The organism is Maribacter forsetii DSM 18668 (assembly GCF_000744105.1).
Lineage (GTDB): Bacteria > Bacteroidota > Bacteroidia > Flavobacteriales > Flavobacteriaceae > Maribacter > Maribacter forsetii.
The window spans coordinates 1215975-1238396 of the sequence record NZ_JQLH01000001.1; the positions used below are offsets into that span (position 1 = coordinate 1215975).

The 22422-nt window shown below is 35.9% G+C and carries 18 protein-coding genes and 2 tRNA genes; 8 read left to right on the top strand and 12 right to left on the bottom strand.

All coding sequences use genetic code 11. The features are described 5' to 3' along the window. The first annotated feature begins 94 nt into the window (after window positions 1-94). Complete coding sequence (gene secDF, locus P177_RS05145) at window positions 95-3082, top strand: protein translocase subunit SecDF (RefSeq protein WP_036152532.1); 2988 nt, start codon at window positions 95-97, stop codon at window positions 3080-3082. A 71-nt stretch (window positions 3083-3153) separates the two neighbouring features. Here secDF and P177_RS05150 read toward each other — a convergent pair whose 3' ends face one another. The 7 genes from P177_RS05150 to exaC form a co-directional block, all read right to left on the bottom strand. Further along, window positions 3154-4380: an ATP-binding cassette domain-containing protein gene (locus P177_RS05150; RefSeq protein ID WP_036152534.1), complete on the bottom strand. Its 1227-nt coding sequence runs from the start codon at window positions 4378-4380 to the stop codon at window positions 3154-3156. After that, window positions 4381-4902 (bottom strand): GNAT family N-acetyltransferase, encoded by a 522-nt coding sequence (locus P177_RS05155; protein WP_036152536.1) that lies wholly within the window; start codon window positions 4900-4902, stop codon window positions 4381-4383. A gap of 30 nt (window positions 4903-4932) precedes the next feature. Next, on the bottom strand, window positions 4933-5424 hold the full coding sequence (locus P177_RS05160; protein WP_245233004.1) for a DUF192 domain-containing protein: 492 nt from the start codon (window positions 5422-5424) through the stop codon (window positions 4933-4935). Window positions 5425-5426: 2 nt separating this feature from the next. Then, window positions 5427-6389 (bottom strand): prolipoprotein diacylglyceryl transferase, encoded by a 963-nt coding sequence (gene lgt / locus P177_RS05165; protein WP_036152545.1) that lies wholly within the window; start codon window positions 6387-6389, stop codon window positions 5427-5429. Between the two features lie 288 nt (window positions 6390-6677). Further along, the gene (yidD, locus tag P177_RS19630) at window positions 6678-6911 is read right to left on the bottom strand and encodes a membrane protein insertion efficiency factor YidD (protein ID WP_245233005.1); all 234 of its coding nucleotides are present in this window, start codon (window positions 6909-6911) and stop codon (window positions 6678-6680) included. Between the two features lie 104 nt (window positions 6912-7015). Further along, window positions 7016-7390: a DUF779 domain-containing protein gene (locus P177_RS05170; RefSeq protein ID WP_036157840.1), complete on the bottom strand. Its 375-nt coding sequence runs from the start codon at window positions 7388-7390 to the stop codon at window positions 7016-7018. A 13-nt stretch (window positions 7391-7403) separates the two neighbouring features. Then, window positions 7404-8927 (bottom strand): acetaldehyde dehydrogenase ExaC, encoded by a 1524-nt coding sequence (exaC, locus tag P177_RS05175; RefSeq protein WP_036152548.1) that lies wholly within the window; start codon window positions 8925-8927, stop codon window positions 7404-7406. A 195-nt stretch (window positions 8928-9122) separates the two neighbouring features. Here exaC and P177_RS05180 point away from each other — a divergent pair, with 195 nt between their 5' ends. Next, a complete protein-coding gene (locus P177_RS05180) occupies window positions 9123-10046 on the top strand; it encodes an AraC family transcriptional regulator (protein WP_245233006.1) in 924 nt (307 codons plus the stop codon). On the opposite strand, the gene cysS is transcribed toward P177_RS05180, so the two are convergent. Further along, window positions 10043-11521 (bottom strand): cysteine--tRNA ligase, encoded by a 1479-nt coding sequence (cysS, locus tag P177_RS05185; protein ID WP_036152550.1) that lies wholly within the window; start codon window positions 11519-11521, stop codon window positions 10043-10045. The genes P177_RS05180 and cysS overlap by 4 nt on opposite strands. 14 nt (window positions 11522-11535) lie before the next feature. After that, window positions 11536-12216 carry a GTP cyclohydrolase I FolE gene (gene folE / locus P177_RS05190; protein ID WP_036152552.1) on the bottom strand — a complete coding sequence of 227 codons (681 nt, stop codon included), beginning with the start codon at window positions 12214-12216 and terminating at the stop codon, window positions 11536-11538. Window positions 12217-12349: 133 nt separating this feature from the next. On the opposite strand from folE, the gene P177_RS05195 reads away from it, so the two are divergent. Next, the gene (locus P177_RS05195) at window positions 12350-14152 is read left to right on the top strand and encodes a T9SS type B sorting domain-containing protein (protein ID WP_051941723.1); all 1803 of its coding nucleotides are present in this window, start codon (window positions 12350-12352) and stop codon (window positions 14150-14152) included. A 124-nt stretch (window positions 14153-14276) separates the two neighbouring features. Continuing rightward, window positions 14277-15722 carry a T9SS type B sorting domain-containing protein gene (locus P177_RS05200; protein WP_036152554.1) on the top strand — a complete coding sequence of 482 codons (1446 nt, stop codon included), beginning with the start codon at window positions 14277-14279 and terminating at the stop codon, window positions 15720-15722. A gap of 59 nt (window positions 15723-15781) precedes the next feature. Here the strand turns inward: P177_RS05200 and P177_RS05205 are convergent, their stop codons facing one another. Beyond that, window positions 15782-17287 (bottom strand): OmpP1/FadL family transporter, encoded by a 1506-nt coding sequence (locus tag P177_RS05205; protein WP_036152557.1) that lies wholly within the window; start codon window positions 17285-17287, stop codon window positions 15782-15784. 33 nt (window positions 17288-17320) lie between these two features. After that, the gene (locus P177_RS05210) at window positions 17321-18595 is read right to left on the bottom strand and encodes a hypothetical protein (protein ID WP_051941724.1); all 1275 of its coding nucleotides are present in this window, start codon (window positions 18593-18595) and stop codon (window positions 17321-17323) included. A 138-nt stretch (window positions 18596-18733) separates the two neighbouring features. On the opposite strand from P177_RS05210, the gene proS reads away from it, so the two are divergent. The 4 genes from proS to rpsT all read left to right on the top strand — a co-directional run bounded on the left by proS (window position 18734) and on the right by rpsT (window position 20771). Beyond that, complete coding sequence (gene proS / locus P177_RS05215; protein WP_036152560.1) at window positions 18734-20209, top strand: proline--tRNA ligase; 1476 nt, start codon at window positions 18734-18736, stop codon at window positions 20207-20209. 78 nt (window positions 20210-20287) lie between these two features. Continuing rightward, window positions 20288-20359, top strand: a tRNA-Glu gene (locus tag P177_RS05220). A 41-nt stretch (window positions 20360-20400) separates the two neighbouring features. Continuing rightward, window positions 20401-20472: transfer RNA gene (locus P177_RS05225), tRNA-Glu, on the top strand. 47 nt (window positions 20473-20519) lie between these two features. After that, window positions 20520-20771, top strand: a complete 252-nt coding sequence (gene rpsT, locus P177_RS05230) for a 30S ribosomal protein S20 (RefSeq protein ID WP_036152561.1) — start codon at window positions 20520-20522, stop codon at window positions 20769-20771. 787 nt (window positions 20772-21558) lie between these two features. On the opposite strand, the gene P177_RS05235 is transcribed toward rpsT, so the two are convergent. Beyond that, a complete protein-coding gene (locus P177_RS05235) occupies window positions 21559-22266 on the bottom strand; it encodes a hypothetical protein (protein WP_036152564.1) in 708 nt (235 codons plus the stop codon). Between the last annotated feature and the right edge of the window lie 156 nt (window positions 22267-22422).

A 22422-nucleotide genomic window follows, 5' to 3' on the forward strand; every position in this document is an offset into this window, starting at 1 on the left:
CTAAAGAGCGTAATAACTTCTACGTAAAAGTTGTTTGCCCTTTTTTTAAACATACATATAATCTTAATCAACATAAATTAAATAAACTATTAAAATGCAAAACAAAGGACTTATAAAGCTGTTTGCTTTATTATTTGGGTTAGTTAGTATTTACCAGCTATCCTATACTTTCGTAACCAGTAAAGTAGAAAAAGAAGCGACTACCTTCGCTGCAAGCCGAGTTTCTGAGGCAGAAGATGGCTATGTGGCCAAAAGAGAAGAAGTAGCTGCTAGCTATCTTGATTCTATTGGTAATAACCCTTTATTTGGGTATACCAATTACAATGAAGCTAAAAAGAAAGAACTTAATAAAGGTCTTGACCTTAAAGGTGGTATCAACGTTACATTACAGATTTCCATTAAGGATATCCTTAAAGGATTAGCAAATAATACAAAGAGCCCGGTATTTAATAAAGCATTAGCAGACGCGGATGCTGCTTCTAGTAATAGTGATGATACGTATATCGATTTGTTTTTTGAAGCTTTCGATAACATCAAAGGTGATACTAAATTAGCTTCGCCGGATATCTTCGCTAACAAAGGTCTTAGTGATGAAATCAACTTTCAAATGTCTGATGATGAGGTTAAGCCAATCATCCGTAGAAAAATAGATGAGTCTATTGTTTCTGCTTTTGAAGTATTAAGAGAACGTATTGATGGTTTTGGTGTAACACAGCCAAACATTCAAAGAGAAGGTAACTCTGGTCGTATTTTGGTTGAATTACCAGGTGCTAGAGATATCGCTCGTGCACAAGATCTTTTATCTAGTACCGCTCAATTAGAGTTTTGGGAAACGTACAAGCAAAGTAATACAAGCTTTAGTACGTTTTTGATTCAGGCAAACGAAAAATTAAAAACAATTGTTGAGGTTAAGCAACCAGAACAAGTTAAAGAAGAGTCTGAATTAGATTCTTTATTATCTGATGTTTCTGCTGATTCTTTAGATTTAGCTACACAGGTAAATCCTTTATACGAATTATTGATTCCTGCTAACCCAGGATCAAATGCAATGTTCCGTGCTGCTATTAAGGATACGGCAACTATTGGTTCTTACTTAAGAATGCCGGAAATCAGAAGATTATTACCTGCGGATATTCAGTTTACAAAATTTGTATGGGAAAGACCATCTACAGAAGAAACTGAAGTTATCGATTTATACGCGTTAAAATCTAATCGCGAAGGTACGCCAAGAATTAGTGGTGATGTAGTAAGTGATGCTAGAGCGGATTTTGATCAGTTCAGTAAGCCTGCTGTTTCTATGACCATGAATACGAAAGGTGCTAAAGAATGGGAAAAATTAACTGGAGATGCTTACACCAACCAGACTGGAATAGCAATTGTTTTAGATAATAAAGTATATACTGCTCCTGGTGTTTCTTCTGGTCCTATTTCTGGTGGTCGTTCAGAAATCACGGGTGATTTTACAGTAAACGAAACTAAAGATATCTCTAACGTACTTAGAGCAGGTAAACTTCCAGCTTCTGCGGAAATTATTCAATCGGAAATTGTTGGTCCTTCATTAGGTCAAGAAGCTATTGATAGTGGTTTCATGTCATTCTTAATTGCTTTTATAATCGTTCTTTTATGGATGATCGGTTATTACGGTAAAGCAGGTGTATTTGCTGATATCGCTTTAATGTTGAACATCTTATTAATATTTGGTGTCTTAACTAGCTTAAATGCGGTGTTAACTTTACCTGGTATTGCTGGTATCGTTTTAACTCTTGGTATGTCGGTTGATGCGAACGTACTGATCTTTGAACGTATTAAAGAAGAATTAGCGAAAGGTAAAGGCAAAAGTCAAGCTGTAGCTGATGGTTTTGGTAATGCACTATCTTCTATTTTAGATGCGAACATTACTACCGGTTTAACTGCGGTTATCTTATTTATTTTTGGATCTGGTCCTATTAAAGGTTTCGCAACTACCTTACTTATTGGTATTATAACATCTTTATTTACTGCAATATTCATCACTCGTTTGTTGATCGACTGGTATATTAGTGGAAAAGGTAGAAGCTTGGATTTCTCTACTGGTATCACTAAAAACCTTTTCAAAGGGATCAATGTTGATTTCTTGAAGAAAAGAAAAATTGCTTATGTAATATCTGGAATTTTAATAGCAGTTGGTTTATTCTCATTGTTAGCAGGACCTGGATTACAAAAAGGTGTAGATTTCATAGGTGGACGTTCATATACGGTTCGTTTTGAGCATCCTGTTAATCCTTCTGAAATAACATCAGAATTAAATACAGTATTCGGTAGCGGAACAAATGTTAAAACATATGGTGAGTCTAACCAAGTAAAAATTACAACACCTTATAAAGTAGATGTAGAGGGTATTGAAGTTGATACTGAAATTCAAGATAAACTATATACTTCGCTTCAAAAGTACTTGCCAGATGGTTTTAGTAAAGAGGCTTTTGTATTAGGAGGTGTTGATGAAGAAGCTGTCGGTATTTTGGCATCTGTAAAGGTTGGACCAACAATTGCGGATGATATTCAGAAAAATGCATTCTTGGCTATTTTAGGTTCATTACTTGTAGTTTTCCTTTATATCTTATTAAGATTTAGAAGATGGCAATTCTCATTGGGTGCTGTTACTGCAGTATTCCATGATGTATTGATTGTACTTGGTGTATTCTCTATATTTGGTAAGCTGATGCCATTTAATATGGAAATCGATCAAGCGTTTATTGCGGCGATACTAACCGTTATTGGTTACTCGCTGAATGATACCGTGGTAGTATTTGACCGTATTCGTGAAACTTTGGCTGAACGTGGCTGGAAAGGTGGTTCTAACATTAACTATGCTATCAATAGTACGTTAAGTAGAACATTGAATACATCATTAACAACACTAGTGGTATTATTGGCGATCTTCATTTTCGGTGGTGAATCGTTAAGAGGATTCATGTTTGCAATGATTGTTGGTGTACTTGTAGGTACATATTCATCTGTATTTATTGCGACTCCTGTAATGTTCGATGCATTGAGCAAGAAAATTACTTCTGGTGACGCTAAGCCTAGTGCTGAAGTAGAATAAATTTATAACTAACTCAGGTAGAAAGGCCGCTCAGAAATGAGCGGCCTTTTTTTGTTTGGGAAGGTCTCTTTTTATTTTATAATACCAGATGAACCATTTTTACTCGGTATAAGGTCTAAAGTCCGTTTCGGTTTTAGACCTTTTTCTTTTCTATGCGAAACGAAAATAATGGCGGTATCGGTTTCTTTGGCAAATTTGTTAACTAAAGCGACCAATAAACCGGCAGACTCATCATCCATATCTGCTGTTGGTTCGTCCAATATTAAAATTGGAGGTCTTTTGACCATGGCTCGCGCAGTCATTACCAAACGTTGTTGCCCAGTAGATAATGTATTGAAATATTGCTTTTTTAGATCTTGTAATTCTAAAAGGGTCAACCATTGATCAATTATTCTTTTTTGTAGCTCTGTAGGTATGGTGTAGAGCCCTACCGAATCCGTTAAGCCAGAAATGAGCATATGTTCTATAGAATGCCTGCCATTAAATTTAAGTGTCATTGCGGGTGCGTAATACCCTATTTTCTTTTTAATGTCCCAAACACTTTCTCCACTACCTTTTTTATTTCCGAAAAGATAAATTTCTTGACCGTATGCTTTTGGGTTATCACCAAATATCATGGAAAGCATGGTAGATTTCCCGCTACCGTTCGCACCTGAAAGTTGCCAGAAATCACCCTTCTTTACTGTCCAGTTGATATCGTTCAATATTCGCTTCTCACCATAAGAGATACTTACATTTTTAAAATCGATCAAAATATTATCTAGGTTGGTAATGGGGGTGATTGATGCAGGTATATTTATAGCATTGAATGTGTGGCTATTTGCATTCTCGTTCAATACCGATTTCTCTAATACTGTAAATTCATTTTTTTTAAGGCTGCCAAAATGTTTGATAAAAGAAAGGGTGTCTTCTTTTCTGCTCGCCAGTTGAATAAATGCAATTTCTGTTGAATGTTGTTTTAGTATTGATTTTAATTCTTCTTGAAAAGTAATGTCTAAATTGTCAAAAGGATTATCAAGAATTATATAATCTGGTTTTTCGTTTAATAGATACTTTAGTAGTGCTTTTTTTTGCTCCCCACTAGACATAGTTTCTAGCGCTTGATGCTCAGAACTGATAAACTTTTTGTCATGCTTATCTTCTTCGTCAATAAGTTTGTCTAAAGTAAAAGCAGAAAATAATCGACCGTTTTTAGGTTTGAATTCTTGAAGCGCTACAGGTATGTTACCATGTTGAAAGTCTTTAATGAAGCCTTTCTTATTAGAATTGTTATCTAAATATATTACCCAATGACTCATTTATGCGTTTATTCTAAAAATATGAACTTCGTTATTGTGATAGGAAGTAGTAAAATCTAAAAACATCCCATTTTTTATAGCTGTTTTTTGCGAGGGAATATTATCAACTTGTATGATTGAAATTAAGCTTTTGGTCCATCCTTTTTGAAAAGCTATTTCTTTACACTTTTTGGCAGCTTCAAAAGCAAAGCCTTGCCGCCAATATTTTGGGAGAATGGAATAACCTATTTCAAACTCTTTTTTACCATCTACTTCTTGTATAAGTATTCCACAAAGACCTACTAGTGTATTGGTGTCTTTTAAGAATAAAGCGTTCATGCCACCTAAGTTTTCATTATAGCGCTCAAATATTCTGTCAAATTGTTGTTGGCATGCCACAATAGGATCGGTTGGTAAACCTGACCAATATTGGGTACATAAAGGTTCTTCATGAAAAGGGAGCCAATTTTGAAAATCTGAAGGTTGTACTTCTTTAAAAAGTAAGCGTTCAGATTCTTCATTGAATAATACGTGCTTTGGCATTATTTCGTAATAAAATATTAGAAGCGGTAATTACTTTCTGCTAAAGCTAATACTGTCACCTATAGATAGCCCTAATTCTTGCGCTAGACCACCGTTAATTTCAAGAACATATTTTATAGGTACTTGTGAAGATAAACCGGTCTCATTAAGTGGCTGGGCATTTTCTTGAAAACTAGCAATTTTTAAATCATCTTTTATATAAATAATATCTAGAGGAAACTCTGTATTCTTCATGTAAAAAGAATGCATTCTCTGGTCAGGGAAAATAAATAGCATACCCTGGTCATCTTCCATTCCCTTGCGGTACATAAGTCCCGTTTGGGTTTCGTAATCCGTTTCTGCAAACTCAATATTGAATTTGGTTTTTACGGTATCACTTGCATTTAAAAAGATGGTTATATCTCCTTCATGAGTGAAATCTATACTTTGCGTGGCAATAGTCTTCTTAGGTTCTTCTTTACAAGAAAAAGCTAGTAGTGCAACAGCCATTAAAATAACCGAACTTTTATATATCGTTTTCAATACTATGCGGTTTTAGTTTTTTTAAACATGAAGTATAATCCAATTAGAATAAAAGGAATACTCAACCATTGCCCGGTAGAAAGTAAGCCTAAAGATTCTTCAAACCCACCTTGACTTTTCTTTACAAATTCTGCAAAGAAACGAACTGTCCAAAGTAATACAAAGAACAAGCCGAACAGGTAACCTGGCTTATTCTTCTTGTCGGTTTTCCAGTATAGGAAATATAATAGAATAAATATGAACAAGTAACCTATGCCTTCATACAATTGTGCCGGATGACGATATGGTATCTCAGCTAAATACTGTGAAAACTGAGGGTTGTTTTCTATTGCTGCATAAGCGGCATTCAATGTTTTTTCTTGCGTAATGCCTAATGCTTTTGATGGATGTAAGTCGTCTGAATCTCGAATGAATTTGGTTGCGAATATGAAGTTTTCATCTACCACTTTCCCATTGATTTCAGAATTGAAAAAGTTACCTAGACGTACGCAGAAACAACCAATTGCCACTGGTATAGCCATTCTGTCAAATATCCAAAGCATTTTAAATTCCGGGTATTTTCTAGTGTACAGATACGTGCCGATTATGATACCAATAGTAGCTCCGTGACTGGCTAAACCGGCAAAGCCTGTAAACTCATAACCACCTATTAAGCCAAATAATAAACTGCCTGTATCACTTTCGCGAACCGGAATTAAAATCTCTATAAGGTGATTGGAATAGTACGCCCAGTCATAAAAGAATACATGCCCCAATCTTGCACCAAGCATTGTACTTAGAACCGTGTAGATAAATAGCGAATCTAATTGTTCTACAGATTTTTTCTCATTTAGGAATATCTTTTTCATGATAAACCAACCTAATGCAAAGGCTGTAATCCAAAGAAGATTGTAATACTTAATTTGTATGAATCCGATGTTGAAAAGTGTCTCGTTCGGATTCCAAGTAATTCCTAAGAAATGCATGTGTTGAATTTTGAAAGGCTAAGATAATAAAATAGAAATCTACGTAGGCTTTAGATTGTGGAAATCGGTTTTGTTCTAGGTTAAAAGAGCGTTAAGTTTATATAGTGGGGAATAATGAGTATAGAAAAAAGAGAAGAGAAAATAGAAATTAAAAAATTATATTGTCTGACGATATCAAAATCTCATGACCAAATGAATCTTTATTTTAACTATCTAATTTTTGAACTTGAGCCTTGAACTTGAGCCTTGAACTTGAACTTTGTATTTGAATTTGCGTTCAAAGCTTAATCAAGGAACTGGGTCATATCCTTTTCCGCCCCAAGGGTTGCAGCTAAAAATTCGTTTGGTTGCCATCCATCCGCCTTTGAATAAACCGTGTTTTTTTAATGCTTCAAGTGTATACTGAGAGCAAGTAGGGGAGTATCTACATGTTGCTGGAGTATACGGAGAGATAGCTACTTGGTAAAACCGGACTAGAAATACCAAGGGAGCAATAAGAATTTTTTTTAATGAGATTTTCACGATGACAAATTGATAATACAAATTTACTACAAAACAACTAACTGTGTAAAATAAGAAGTCCGGATGAGTTGCATCCGGACTTCTGAAAATGAAATGGTTTCGGTTTAGGCGCCTATTCTTATGGGGTCTAGATGTTCGGCTTCTTCTGCAGAGTATAATCTAGATTTGATTAAAAATCGAAGTCCTAACGGAATTTCCAATGAAAAACTAGAACCAATGCCAGGGACAACATCAACCGTTAGTTGCGTGTGTTTCCAATATTCAAACTGATCTCTAGACATATGAAAATCGCAACCTTCTATGGTGCCCAACCAAACATCGTTATCATCGAGCATTAAATCTCCTTTTTCAAAACACATGGGAGATGAACCATCACAACAGCCACCACTTTGGTGAAACATAAGTTCGCCATGCCTTTCTTTTAGCTGAGCAATTATTTCAGCCGCTTTTTCGGTTACTAATACTCTTTTTGTTTTCATCATAAATTGTTTTTTAAAAGAAGCCCATTTTCTTCTTATCGTAAGAGATAAGCATGTTTTTGGTTTGACGGTAATGTGCCAACATCATTTTATGGTTCTCTCTACCAATACCTGACTTTTTATACCCACCGAATGGAGCATGAGCAGGGTACAGGTGATAGCAGTTGACCCAAACTCTACCGGCTTTTATCGCTCTTGATATTTGATAGGCTTGGTGGGTGTCACGTGTCCAAACGCCTGCACCTAGGCCATATAGAGTATCATTTGCAATTTCTATAGCTTCGGCTTCATCTTTAAAAGTGGTCACACAAAGTACAGGTCCAAAAATCTCTTCTTGGAAAACACGCATTTTATTATTCCCTTTTAAGATAGTCGGTTCAACATAGTAACCACCTTCTAGACCTTCGTTATACGCTTGAGAACCGCCAGTAAGTACCTCGCAACCTTCTTCTTTACCTATTTGTATATAGCTAAGGATTTTCTCGAACTGATCGTTGGAAGCTTGAGCGCCCATCATTGTGTTTGGGTCTAAAGGGTGTCCCATTTTAATAGCCTTGGTACGTTCTATTACTCGTTCTATAAACTTGTCATAAATACTTTCTTGTACCAGCATACGTGACGGACAAGTGCAAACTTCACCTTGGTTCAAGGCAAACATATTGGCGCCTTCTAAACACTTGTCAAAGAATTCATCATCAGCATCCATAATACTTTCAAAAAATACATTTGGAGATTTACCACCTAACTCTAAGGTAACCGGAGTAATATTTTTAGATGCGTATTGCATAATCAATTGCCCGGTAGTGGTTTCACCGGTAAAGGCAATTTTATCAATTCTTGGACTAGAGGCTAATGGTTTACCTGCTTCTGCACCAAATCCGTTTACAATGTTTAATACACCGTCAGGTAAAATTCCCTCAATGATTTCCATTAAAATTAAAATTGCAACAGGGGTTTGTTCGGCAGGTTTTAAAACTACACAGTTACCGGCAGCCAATGCTGGAGCCAATTTCCAAGTAGCCATTAATAATGGGAAATTCCATGGTATAATTTGACCGACGACACCTAGTGGTTCCGTGACATTTAATGCCACCGTATTAGAATCTAATTCACTGACAGACCCTTCTTCTGCTCTAATGACTCCGGCAAAATATCTAAAATGGTCAACTGCTAAAGGTAAATCTGCAGCCATAGTTTCACGAATGGCTTTACCGTTATCCCATGTTTCTGCTCTGGCAAGAACTTCTAAGTTTTGCTCTATTTTGTCTGCAATTTTTAGAAGCATATTACTTCTTTCCGTTGCTGATGAAGAGTTCCATGATGGTGCTGCCTCCCAAGCGGCGTCAATTGCCTTTTCAATATCTTCAGCTGTTGATCTTGGTATTTTTGTGAATGACTTTCCATCTACAGGAGAGATGTTGTCAAAATATTCTCCTTTACTTGGTGCAACCCATTTGCCGCCAATAAAATTTTCATACTGGTTTTTAAATTTAGGTTTCTGAAGTACATCTTTTTCTACTGCTGCTGTTGTGCTCATAATATATGATTTAAGTTAATAATAGAAGTCTTGTTGTATTGGTAGTGCCAATACGATATTCTAAATGTACTTCTCACATATTCAATTCATCTGAAGAATACTACGAATAATGTGAACTATTCTATCAAAAATTCATTTTATGATTTTTTTAAGTATATAATTTTGTAAATTCCTTAAAATTAAATCAAAATTAGTGTGATTCATTTATCAGATAATTTCTTTAATGGAAGGCGTTTAGAGACTTTGGTCGAGAACCAAACCTCTTATACTATGAACAATGCCGCTATGCATGTTTTTGAAACACATGAGCAGGCAGCAAGTGTATTATTGCAATTTGAGCAACCCGTATTAGCTAGTATGATACAGGGAAAGAAAATTATGCACCTAAGAGATTATGAATCATTTGATTTTTTGCCGGGAGAGTCTTTAGTTTTACCTGCAAATGAAGGAATGTGTATAGATTTCCCCGAAGCTATGGCAAAGAACCCAACAAGATGTTTGGCAATGGCTATTTCAGAAGATAAAATAAACAAGGTATTACAGTTCATGAATGAGAATATGCCCAAGAGTAATAAAGAGGCATGGGGTTTAATGGATTATAATTTTCATTTTGTGAATGATAGGGGGATATTTCAAATTATTCAGCGCCTCTTGTTTTTGTTTTCTGAAGATCATCCATCCAAAGACATATTTGTAGATAACATGTTACGTGAACTTATCATTAGAATCTTGCAGACCAATGAGCATAAAATATACAGTAACGCAACTTTGTCCATTAAAAAAGAAAGTAGACTTACTGAAGTTATACGCTACATTAGAGATAATGTACACAAGTCTTTAAGTGTAGATGACCTAAGTAGGTTAGCATGTATGAGTCCTTCACATTTTTACAGGACCTTTAAGTTAGAATTAGGAATTTCTCCGGTAGAGTTTATAAATAACGAGCGTATAAAACTAGCTGTGGGTTTATTGCAGGATCCGAAGCGTAGTATTAAAGATGTCTATCTAGATTGCGGATTTGAGAGCAGGTCTTACTTTAACAGGGTCTTTAAAACTAGGCAACACCTAGCACCTGGTGAATACCAGTCTAAAATTCATAAATCTAAATATTTAGATTAAAGGCTATACGTTGTACCTTCTTTACCGTCTTTCAATTGAATACCTAGTGCCGCCAATTGATCACGTATTTGGTCAGATGTGGCAAAATCTTTGTTTTCTCTAGCTGATTTACGTAATACAATCAATAGCTCTACAACACCACCTAATTTTTCTGTATCGGCATCAGAACTATTTTTGTTTTCTAAACCTAAAACATCAAAAACGAAACCATGTAAAGTGCTTTCTAATTCTAGTTTATCTTCTGCGGTAATAGATTCAGTGCCTTCCTTAATGAGGTTAATATGCTTAACGGCATCAAATAATTTCGCAATTAGTATTGGTGAATTAAAATCATCGTTCATGGCAGCATAGCAAGATGCTTTCCAAGCCGTAATATCAAAATAGGTAGTCTTGCCAGTATTTAATGATTTAAGGGAATTGATAGCTTCCATCAACTTATTGAACCCTTTTTCAGATGCCAATAAGGCATCATTACTCATATCTAAAATGCTGGTATAGTGTGCCTGCATCATAAAGAAACGAACCATTGAAGGCGAGAAAGGCTTACTTAAAATTTCATTTTCACCAGAAAATATTTCTCCCGGTAAAATACTATTACCCGTAGATTTTGCCATTTTTCTACCGTTCAAGGTCAGCATATTGGCATGTAACCAATAGTTTACCGGACTTTGACCATTGCAAGCTTCTGCTTGTGCAATTTCACATTCGTGGTGTGGAAATTTTAAGTCCATTCCACCTCCATGAATATCAAATGTTTCGCCCAAGTATTTTGTACTCATAGCAGTACATTCTAAATGCCATCCTGGGAAACCGTCGCCCCATGGCGATGGCCAACGCATAATATGCTGTGGTTCTGCTTTTTTCCATAAAGCAAAATCTTGCGGATTATGCTTGTCGTCTTGAGCTGCAAGATCACGGGTATTGGCAATCATGTCTTCAAGCTTACGACCACTAAGTTTACCGTATTCGTGTTCTTGGTTAAACTTGGCAACATCAAAATATACAGAGCCATTAGTTTCATAAGCAAATCCTTTTTCAAGAATATCCTTGATAATTTCAATCTGCTCTATTATATGACCGGTTGCCGTAGGTTCTATACTGGGGGGTAAGAAATTAAATTTCTCTAAAATATTATGGAAATCTACAGTGTAACGCTGTACTACTTCCATAGGTTCCAACTTTTCTAATCGTGCTTTTTTCGCAATTTTATCTTCGCCATCTTCCGCATCATCTACCAAATGACCTGCATCTGTAATATTACGTACGTATCTTACTTTGTAGCCAAGATGTCTAAAGTATCTAAAAATCATATCAAAAGACATGAAAGTTCGGCAGTTTCCTAAATGTACATTGCTGTACACGGTTGGCCCACAAACATACATGCCTATATAGCCTTCGTTTATAGGTTTGAAAACTTCTTTTTTTCCGGTTAAGGAATTATATACTTTGATTTCCTGATTTTCGAACAATTGCATGAAGCTATATGCTATTAAAAGTGGGTGTCTAGATTTAGATAATTTAAAAACTCGCGGCGTACCAATTCTTCTTTAAACTTACCGCCATATTCTGCAGTTACGGTGCTACTGTCAATATCGCGAATTCCTCTAGAATTTACACAAAGATGTTTTGCATCTATAACACAAGCAACATCTTCCGTGCCTAAGGCTTTTTGTAATTCCCTTACAATTTGAATATTTAAACGCTCTTGAACTTGAGGGCGTTTTGCGTAGTAATCAACAATACGGTTCATTTTAGAAAGACCTACAACAGTACCGTTAGAAATATAGGCAACATGTGCACGACCTACAATAGGTAACAAATGATGCTCGCAAGTGCTGTAAAGGGTAATATTCTTTTCAACCAACATTTCCCCATACTTGTACTTGTTGTCAAAAGTAGAGGCTTTAGGTTTTTTTGTAGGGTTTAAACCTCCGAATATTTCGTTTACATACATTTTAGCAACTCTGTTTGGAGTTCCTTTTAAACTATCATCGGTTAAATCTAAACCTAACGTAAGCATAATTTCGCGTACATTATCGCGAATGCGTTCAATCTTTTCGGCATCGTCCAGATCAAAGGCGTCTGAACGTAATGGAGTATCTTCTGATGTAGAAATATGATCGTTTCCTAATTCATCAAATTGATCTTCCAGTGTATCCTCAATTTTCATTTTATCAATCTTTTAGAAGCTGCAAAGATATACAATATGTGCCACTTTATAACTAATAACGGGCATTACACAACATAAATTAGCCATAACGTTAAGGTCTAGTTAATTTTATTTTCCAAATCAGAAGTCCCCTATGGCCAAGTATGTAATATCTACTTTATTAATTTGCTTTTTTGGCATGTTCACTTGTTTTGCACAGGTAGCTGCTGATTGTGCAAATGCGGTTCCTATTTGCTATAATACACCTGTAAATGGCGGTACCAATGGTTTTGGAATCGATGATTTTAACGGAGCTACTATTTCTGGTTGTATTACGCAGGGCAGTGGTACTATAGAAACTAATTCTGCTTGGTACAAATTTAAAATTGGTGAAATTGGTCAATTAGGTTTTAATATAGGACATGATTCTAACGAAGATTGGGATTTTGCCTTATATAGAACAAGTGATTGTACTTCATTAGGAGATCCTGTTCGATGTAATTACTTTGATAATTCTGATGATAGTAGTTATATAGGTGTTGGTGAGGATCCTACAGGTATAGATAATATACAATATGATGATTGGTTAACTGTTGAACCAGGAGAAGAATATCTCTTGATGATAAATAACTTCAGTAATAAAAACTCCGGTTTTTCAATTCAGTTTTCAGGAAACATTTTTGTTGAGTTTCCAAATTCAGCTTTAGATTGTGATATTATAGACAATTTATTAGGTCCGCCGGTTATTGCTTGTGATAATCAAACCGTGGTTTTAGATGCAACTACTGTTGATGCTTTGGATTATGAGTGGTATTTAGATGCTGGTGCGGGTTACCAACGTATACCGGGCGAAAGTGATGCAGAACTTTCTATTGCGGTTTCAGGTATGTATCGTGTTTTAGTAGTTAGACCACTGGGAAATAATTTAATTAGTGAAACTCAAGTTGCTTATGCACCTACTCCTGAAACATTTGAATTAGAAGATGAAACTGCTTGTCTAGACGGTACGGCTATCGATTTTAATACAAAGGATACTGAAGCGTTAGGAGGGCAAAGTTCAATGGAGTTTCGGGTTTCTTATCATGAAAGCTTTGAAGATGCAATTGACGGTGCAAACGCACTTTCAAAAGAATTTATACCAACAGAAGTTTTGCAAACCATATATGTTAGAACGACATCAATAGAAAATTCTATGTGTTTTGATGCTTCTGAAACTTTTGATGTGAACGGAATTGAATTACCTGTTCTAGATTTTGAAACAGAGGTGTTTATTTGTGGAGAGGAACCAATTGTAACAATTGGGCAGCGAATTCCCGACAATGATTTTACGTATGAATGGAGCTCAGGTCAAACATCATCATTAATTACCGTTGCAGAGCCTGGTGTTTATACATTATCGGTAACGAACAGAGAAGGGTTGCTTCAATGTATTACCGTACGTTCTGTTACCGTGGTTTTTTCTAGTCCGCCTGTAATTTCAGATATTACCATAGAATATGAAGATGATGCTTCTAATGTGGTCAATGTGTTCTTGGAAGAAAATGGTGATTTTGAGTTTCAAGTTGATAGTGATATGCCACAGAGTAGTGGGGTATTCAATAATTTATTCCCTGGTGAGCATACTATCACTGTGCGCGATGCAAATGGTTGTGGATCGGATACTAGAGATATTGTCGTAGTCGGTTTTCCAAAATTCTTTACACCTAATGGAGATAATGTAAATGATACTTGGAAAGTGGATGGTTTGTCAGCTTTAGATAATCCTGTAATAACGATCTATGATCGCTATGGTAAATTATTGCATCAATTATTTGAGAATTCCAGTGGTTGGGACGGTTCTTTCAACGGTATATTTTTACCGGAATCTGACTATTGGTTCAAGCTTTCCTATACCAATTCTTTAGGTGAAGACACAAATGCATCTTATATCAATAATCACTTTGCTTTAAAGCGCTAAGCCTGATATTTAGGTATAAAAAGTGCATTTTATCGATTAAACGTAAGAATATCCGTTGTAAGATACTAAAGCAAGTCATGTGTAGTTATAATATACATTACGTATACTAAATAGTTGCACTTTTATGAGAACACTTCTTTGTTCTATATGTTGTTTGTTTCTTTTCTATTGGAATGTAACTGCACAGAATTCAGCCGATTGTAGAACGGCTATTCCTGTTTGTGCTGATCAACCTATAATGGGTTTGGCTGGCGGAACTGGTGATGTAGATGATTTTGACCCAGATGTAATACTACAAACTGGGTGTCTTGAAAAAGGAAGTCTTTCATCAGCAAATATCGAGTTTAATACTTCATGGTTTGTATTTAGAGCGGGTACGGGTGGTCAAGTTGGTTTTGATATTGAAGCTTTACCATCAACTGGATCAACACCTACAGCAGAGTGGGATTTTGCAGTCTATGGACCAGATGTGGATTGTGCGGATATTAGTAATGGTACGGCACAACCTATTCGTTGTAATTATGAAGTGAACGATACTAATTTTACAGGATTAGGAGTAAACCCTGAAAGTGGGGAAGAGGGTCGTGCATCTTTAACGGGTAGTCAGAATACTTATGATGAATATTTAGATGTTTTGCCTGGTGAAATTTATTACATTCTAATAAATAATTTTGCAGATAATTTTACGGAAGATCCTGAACCATTTATGTTAACCTTTACGGGTAGTTCTGTAAATGCTGATGCGGATACTGCTTTGGATTGTGATTTTCGTGATGAGTTTTTAGGACTGGATATTGTGGCTTGTGAAGGCGATGATCCAATAACGCTTAGTGCTATGAGTTCTCCTGCCGGTGATGCAATTGATAGGGTAGAATGGGAGGTTGATTATGATGATGATGGTGTAATTGATGATTACCCTGCTGGTTCAGGGGATTTTGATGCAGAATTAGTAATAATTAGTCCCAATACAGGACGTTATTTCGCTACGGTCTATACTAATGCGTCTTCTGGTGGTCCATTAACATATCGTGATGATAGTGGAGTGCTGGTTACTTTTTATGGTACTCCTATTAGAGATCGAATAGAAATATTGGAAACTAATCTTTCTGTTGATCCCGATCAAAATAATATAGAAATTTTTGTTGAAGGTGATGGGGATTTTCAATATGCTATTAATGATGGGGATTTTCAAGATAGTCCCGTTTTTTATGATGTTCCAGCTGGTGAAAATTCAGTAATAATAAGAGATAATAATAATGACTGTGGTACTTCAGAACCGTATCAATTTTTGGTAGTTGGATATCCTAAATTTTTTACTCCGAATGGAGATGGTATTAATGACACATGGAATATTAAAGGTATAGAAACTCTAAGTAATCCTGCAGTATTTATTTTTGATAGGTACGGTAAGTTGTTGAAACAATTAGGGCCTACGGATACTTGGGACGGTAATTTTAACGGACAGCAAATGCCATCTACAGATTATTGGTTCAGGTTTGAATATGGAGAAATGGAAGATGATCTATTGGTTGCTAAAACTCGAAAGACACATTTTACATTAAAAAGATAGATAAAAAAAGGGGAGCCTAACGCTCCCCTTTTTTTATGTAAATGTATTTGCTTTTTGTCTTAAAAGTTAATCGTATAACTTAAGGTAGCATTCATAATTCCTCTATCAATCATTGCGGGTGTTGTAATACCGGCATTAAATAATCTTTCGCTTACATCTTGTTGAGAACGACTTAGGGAAAAGTCTAATTTGCTTCCGCCAAAGTTATACCCAATACCACCAGAAATGGCATTTAGATCTCCAATTGTATTTCCATTGGCATACGGACTCTGTTCAAAACGGTATCCTGCTCTTAGGCTTACTTGCTGAATTCTGTACTCACCGCCAAGTCTAAAAGTAGAAACGGCTCCTAAATCACTCGCAATTTCTGAGTTCACTGTTTGGAAGCTTGGGTCGTTTGTAGGGCGTAATTCTGATTGTGAGAAATCTTGGTATCCATAATCGAAACTTAATAAACCGTCTTTTGCGAATATTACAGCTAAACTACCTGTAAGCTTACTAGGTGTTTTAACCGTGTACTCTTCAAAAAGGTTTACAATAGTAAAGTTGATAAAATTAATATCCGCATCCGCTAAATCAGAATTTACACGTTGCGAAGTATTGTCCTCCAAGCGATACCATGTTGGTGATTGGTAGCTACCGCCTAAACGTACATTATCGTTCAATTTGGCAATTGCACCTAAGGTAAATGAGAATCCGTTACCTTCAGTTTCTAAATAATTGTCAAAAGTAGTTCTGGTAATTTCAGAATTTGGCTCGTAACCATCTTCCGAAAACTGATCATATTGAGTATATAGAACGCTGTGAAAATTTAAAGAAGCTCCCAAATAGATGTTCTCTTTGTATTGAGAAGCAACGTTAACGGTAAACTTACTATTATAGCCCGTAGTTCTTCTTAAAAAATCTTGATCAACAAAGTCATAGAGAGAATTACTAATGTAATTTGTGTTGTTGTTATCTTCAGTCTCTGGGTCGAGAATTCCACCATAGTAGCCTAAAAATGTTTGTTGGTCTCTAAAACCTTGAGCTGCACCAATATCTAAATATGCTTCTTCTAAAAATTCGCCATCTTGTAATAAAATTGACCCAAAAGGTGTACCACCTGCGAATTCTAGAAAATAAGTATCAATACCTTCTGTTGCACTTCCAGAAACATAGTATTCGTTATCAAAATTATTGACCAAGTCATAATTAAAAGCCAAGGTAAATTTTTTCCAATCAGAATTAGCATCGGTGTTTTTAAATACAAATGCACCACCTAATTGATTTAGTTCAATGTCGTTATTCTTGGTTATTAAGGCGTCACCAAAGTAACGGGCGTCATTATTTGTATGGTAGTTAGAACCTGTGATGGTAAATAGGCTATTATTGAAAACAGCAGAGCCCGCAGGGTTAATGTTTAGTGATGATAAATCCCCGCCTAGGGCGCCAAACGCTCCACCCATAGCTTGAAAGCGAGCGGTTCCTTGAAGGTTTTCTGTACCGTAACGTAAAGCTTCATTTATGTTTTGTGCACTACCAACGGCACATGCCATTAGTATTACGAAAGTTAAATATCTCTTCATAACAATATTTCAAGTTTGATAAATGTTCGATTTTTAGTTTCTTCTGCTGCTACTGCTTCTAGATGAACCGGAAGACCTAGATGAAGACCCGCTACTAGAACTTCTAGAGCTGCTTCCAGAACTTCTGTAAGAACTACCGCTAGAACTGCTTCTGCCCGAGCTGTAGTTACTACTTCTAGAGCTACTTCCAGAACTACGGTAAGATCTGCTACTTGATCCACTAGAGCTTCTGCCAGAAGAATAACTTCTAGAGCTGCTACCTGAATTTCGGTATGTAGAGGTTCTTGGTACTGCAACCCTGCTACTAGATCTTGCTGTTCTAGAACTAGATGTTCTAGGGCTACTACTGTACCTGCTGCTATAATTTCTAGAAGAACTACTGCTATATCTAGGCGTTGCTCTTGTACTTCTACTTGTTCTATAGGCTCTGTTTTGATCTACCCCTACGGTTCTTCTTGCTGTAGAACTACCTGAATAAGTTCTTGAACTACGTGTATTGGCAGAGCTTCTAGCTGTAGTAGATCTACCGGTCGTAGTTCTGTATCTAGATGAATTACCTCTAGTACTCACATTAGACCGACCTCTTGCTGCTGTTGCGGAAAGTCCACTATTATTAGATGTTTGCCTGGTGTAATTTCCTCTTCTAGAATTGTTTACTGCGTAACGTCTATTGGAGTATCTATTGTTGCGACTATAGTATCTGTTGCCATAACCGTAACCATATGCATATCCAAAATTATTACCGTAAAAAGGTCTGTTCCATCCGTATCCCCAGTTGTTCCAGCCAAATCCAAATCCGCCATAACCCCAGTTGTTCCATCTATTCCATCTGTTCCAACCCCAAGGCTGACCCCATCCGGCACCGTAGAAACCTGCATAACCAATATTGTTCCAGCCCCATCCATAAAGATTGCCATAACCCCAATTGTTCCAGCCATTATTATGAATATAGATGCTTACATCAGCATTATTGCTACCCCAACTACCATAGCCTTCATAGTCGTTTGCATTAGCGTAATAATCTGTTAATTGGTCATCTTGTATTTCCGCATCTAGATTGTTGCTGGAATAAGAATCTACATCTGTGAATATTTCATCACCTAATATTTCACCATATTCATCAGCTTTTTCACCAAAATAGTTGGTGTAGGTGTCAGATTCAGGATTATTCTGAGTGTAATTTCTTTGTTCTGGTCTTCTTTCTACAGTGGTTGAGGTATCATCAGAATAAATACCATCATTACCATAGTAAGATGATTGTTGATAAGAACCGCAAGATGCTACAAAAGCAGCTAGGGTCACCAACATTGTAATGTTGCGAAGTTTGTTGTGGGGTAGTGAATATATCATCGGATCAAAATTATATTGTTGAACATATTAAAAATAACTAGTTTTACCCAATTATTACATAGCAATAATCACAAATTTTGTGCCAAAGTCCAGATAATGAGTAAAAAGTTGACGAAGAGAAGCGAAGATTATTCCAAGTGGTATAACGAATTGGTAGTTAAGGCAGATTTAGCCGAAAACTCTGGTGTAAGAGGTTGTATGGTTATAAAACCATATGGTTACGGTATTTGGGAAAAAATGCAAGCTGGTTTAGATAAGATGTTTAAAGAAACTGGTCATGAAAATGCCTATTTTCCTTTGTTTATACCAAAATCCTATTTGAGTAAAGAGGCAAGCCATGTGGAAGGTTTTGCCAAAGAGTGCGCTGTGGTTACACATTACAGATTAAAAAATGCAGAAGATGGAAGCGGAATTATAGTTGATCCAGATGCTAAATTAGAGGAGGAGCTTATTGTAAGACCTACTTCTGAAACCATCATTTGGGATACTTATAAGAAATGGATTCAATCTTATAGAGATTTACCGCTACTTATTAATCAATGGGCAAATGTTGTTCGTTGGGAAATGCGTACAAGATTGTTCTTGAGAACGGCAGAGTTTTTATGGCAAGAAGGCCATACGGCACATGCTACCGAAAAGGAAGCAATTGAAGAGGCGGAACAAATGATGAACGTTTATGCCGATTTTGCAGAAAACCATATGGCAGTACCGGTAATAAAAGGTACTAAAACGGAAAGCGAACGTTTTGCAGGTGCTATTGAAACCTATTGTATTGAAGCATTAATGCAAGATGGTAAGGCGTTGCAAGCTGGTACCTCTCACTTTTTAGGACAGAATTTTGCAAAAGCTTTTGATGTAAAATTTGCAACTAAAGAAGGTAGTAAAGAATATGTTTGGGCAACTTCTTGGGGAGTGTCAACAAGATTAATGGGGGCGTTGATCATGACGCACAGTGATGATAACGGTTTAGTGATTCCGCCAAAACTAGCACCTATACAAGTGGTCATTGTACCTATTTATAAAGGATTAGATCAACTGGATAAAATTTCGGAAACAGTTAACCCTTTAGTTAAAGAATTAAGAGCTAAAGGTATTTCTGTAAAATTCGATAATAGAGATACCCACAAGCCCGGTTTTAAGTTCAATGAGTACGAATTACGCGGTGTTCCGGTAAGGTTGGCTATTGGTCCTAGAGACCTTGAAAATGGCACATATGAACTGGCAAGAAGGGATACTTTGCAAAAAGAGACTGTTGCGGCGACAGATGTAGTGGCTAAAATTGAATTTTTAATGGAAAATATTCAGAAGAATATGTACCAAAAAGCACTTGATTATAGAACTAATCATATCACTGAGGTAGATTCTTATGATGAATTTAAAAAAGTTTTAAAAGAAAAAGGCGGATTTATTTCTGCACATTGGGACGGTAGTAAAGAAACCGAAGAACGAGTTAAAAATGAGACAAAGGCAACTATACGTTGCATTCCCATAGATGCAAAGGAAGAAGAAGGCACTTGTATGGTGACGGGTAAACCGTCTAATAAAAGGGTGTTATTTGCTAAAGCGTATTAATTTTTTTAAAAAATAATAAAGAGGTGTTGCGATAGTGAAAAATATTTGTATTTTTGCATCCGCAATTGCGCAAAGTATGGTCCGTTCGTCTAGGGGTTAGGACGCCAGGTTTTCATCCTGGTAACAGGGGTTCGATTCCCCTACGGACTACTAATTAAACCGTTGGATGTATTTCCAAGTATTGACATAATGGTCCGTTCGTCTAGGGGTTAGGACGCCAGGTTTTCATCCTGGTAACAGGGGTTCGATTCCCCTACGGACTACAAAATTAAATGGATGAGAATCCGAAAATATTATAACAAAGAATAAAATGGCAAATCACAAGTCGGCATTAAAGAGAATTAGAAGAAACGAAGCAGTTCGTTTACGTAACAGATATCAGCATAAAACTACACGTAATGCTATCAAAAGATTGCGTGCAGAAGAATCTAAGAAAGATGCAGAGGCTCTTTTTCCAAGTGTTGTTAGTATGATCGATCGTTTAGCTAAACGTAATATTATACATGATAACAAAGCTGCCAACTTAAAAAGTAAATTGGCAAAGCACGTTGCTGCATTGTAAATTTTTGCTATTATAATATTTTAAAGCCTTCCAATTTGGAAGGCTTTTTTTATTACGAGAATATTTATTCTGTTTGTTTTATTGGTAGCCGTAATCGTCTCATTGATGTGAAACCAATAATAAAACAGCTATATAAAACCGATATGCATACATAGTGATATTTTGTAATGTTATACGTACTATATAGGTCATAATTAAATGATAAGATATACATAGAGATTGGGTAATATGTGTAGAAAAACAATAAGCCTAAACTGATCCAAAAGAGAAGGTTTTTTCTGGGAACAAATTTTTGCTCTTCTGTAAATATCTTATATAGATAAGTTAAACAAGCAAATATTAATACAATGGCTCCAACTATAATTGCATAGTTTTGAGGTTCGGTATAGAAATCTTGAAAAAATAGATTCACTAAACAAGAAATCAAGAAAACAATACTTCCGTATTTGATAATAATTTTATTTCGAGTTTTATCGGATAATTGATAAAAAACATAAAAAAAGTATAGGTAAAATACGATGTCGAAAATATTGAAAATTATAGTGTTGTAATTGTAGTATTCTGGTATGTAAACCAATTGTATATCATCGATGTCCCTTACGATCGCACCTAGTATTTCAGACATTAGAACATAGCCTAGAATAATTGGCAAATACTTTAAAACCGTGTCATAGTACAGCCTATACTTGATAACGGATAAAACCAGCGCTATAAAATAGAGTAAGATGAAATAATTATCTAGAATATACTGCAGCATAGCTTAATAGTCTATTTTTTTGTTGAGCCCTTATTGATTTTTTGGTGGGGGCACACCGGTACCTCTATTTAGTGTTAGACTTTCTTTTCCTTGTAAAACAGCTGGTGCAACATTAGCGCTGTTTAAATTTGGTGCAAATGATGCGTATGCTTTAGTATTGGTATCGTTAATATATCCATATCCCTTTATGGGTTCAAAACTATTGTTCAAAGGTACTGCTTGTTTGCCTTCAGGACCTTGGGCTATGTAAAATAGAAAATCGCGTTCGCCATCGTTATATGTGGGTGATAGCATTAAACTATTCTGTCTGGGGTGTTTAATAGTAGTCTTAGAATTTGGGAAAACTTCTTCATCAGGGTAATTGGAGTAGTAAAGTCTTAACGTAGAGATTTCTACATTTGCATCTTTGGCTTCTTGTTCTATATAAGCTAAGTATTGCTTAATTGTTTTGTAATCGTAATAAACAAACCTACCCACATCAAATTCTTTTTTGATGCCTTTTTCCGTATTTATTGAATCTTCGTACTGTTGAATTAAAGGCACTCTTCTTTTTTCGTATGATTCGTACATACTTTTAGCATCTGAAATGGCTATGATTTCATTTGGCGGTTTTACTGTTTTTTTGTCTCCTTGAACGGGGTCCTTAGGTTTTTCGCTGGTTTGTTCATTACAACCTATATAGGCTAAAAAGGTGAATGCACATAAAATCTTACTGATGAGGTTAAATTGTCTTTTCATTTTCTGAAATTTATTATTGGTTAATAAAGAAAATTGCTAAAAGACTGGGGAGAGTTCTTTTGTTGAACAATAAAGATATTAAAAATATAATAGAGGCATTGCAAAAGCTTGTATATCAATAAGAAAAGAGTGTAAAAGAAAAAATCCCGATTTCTA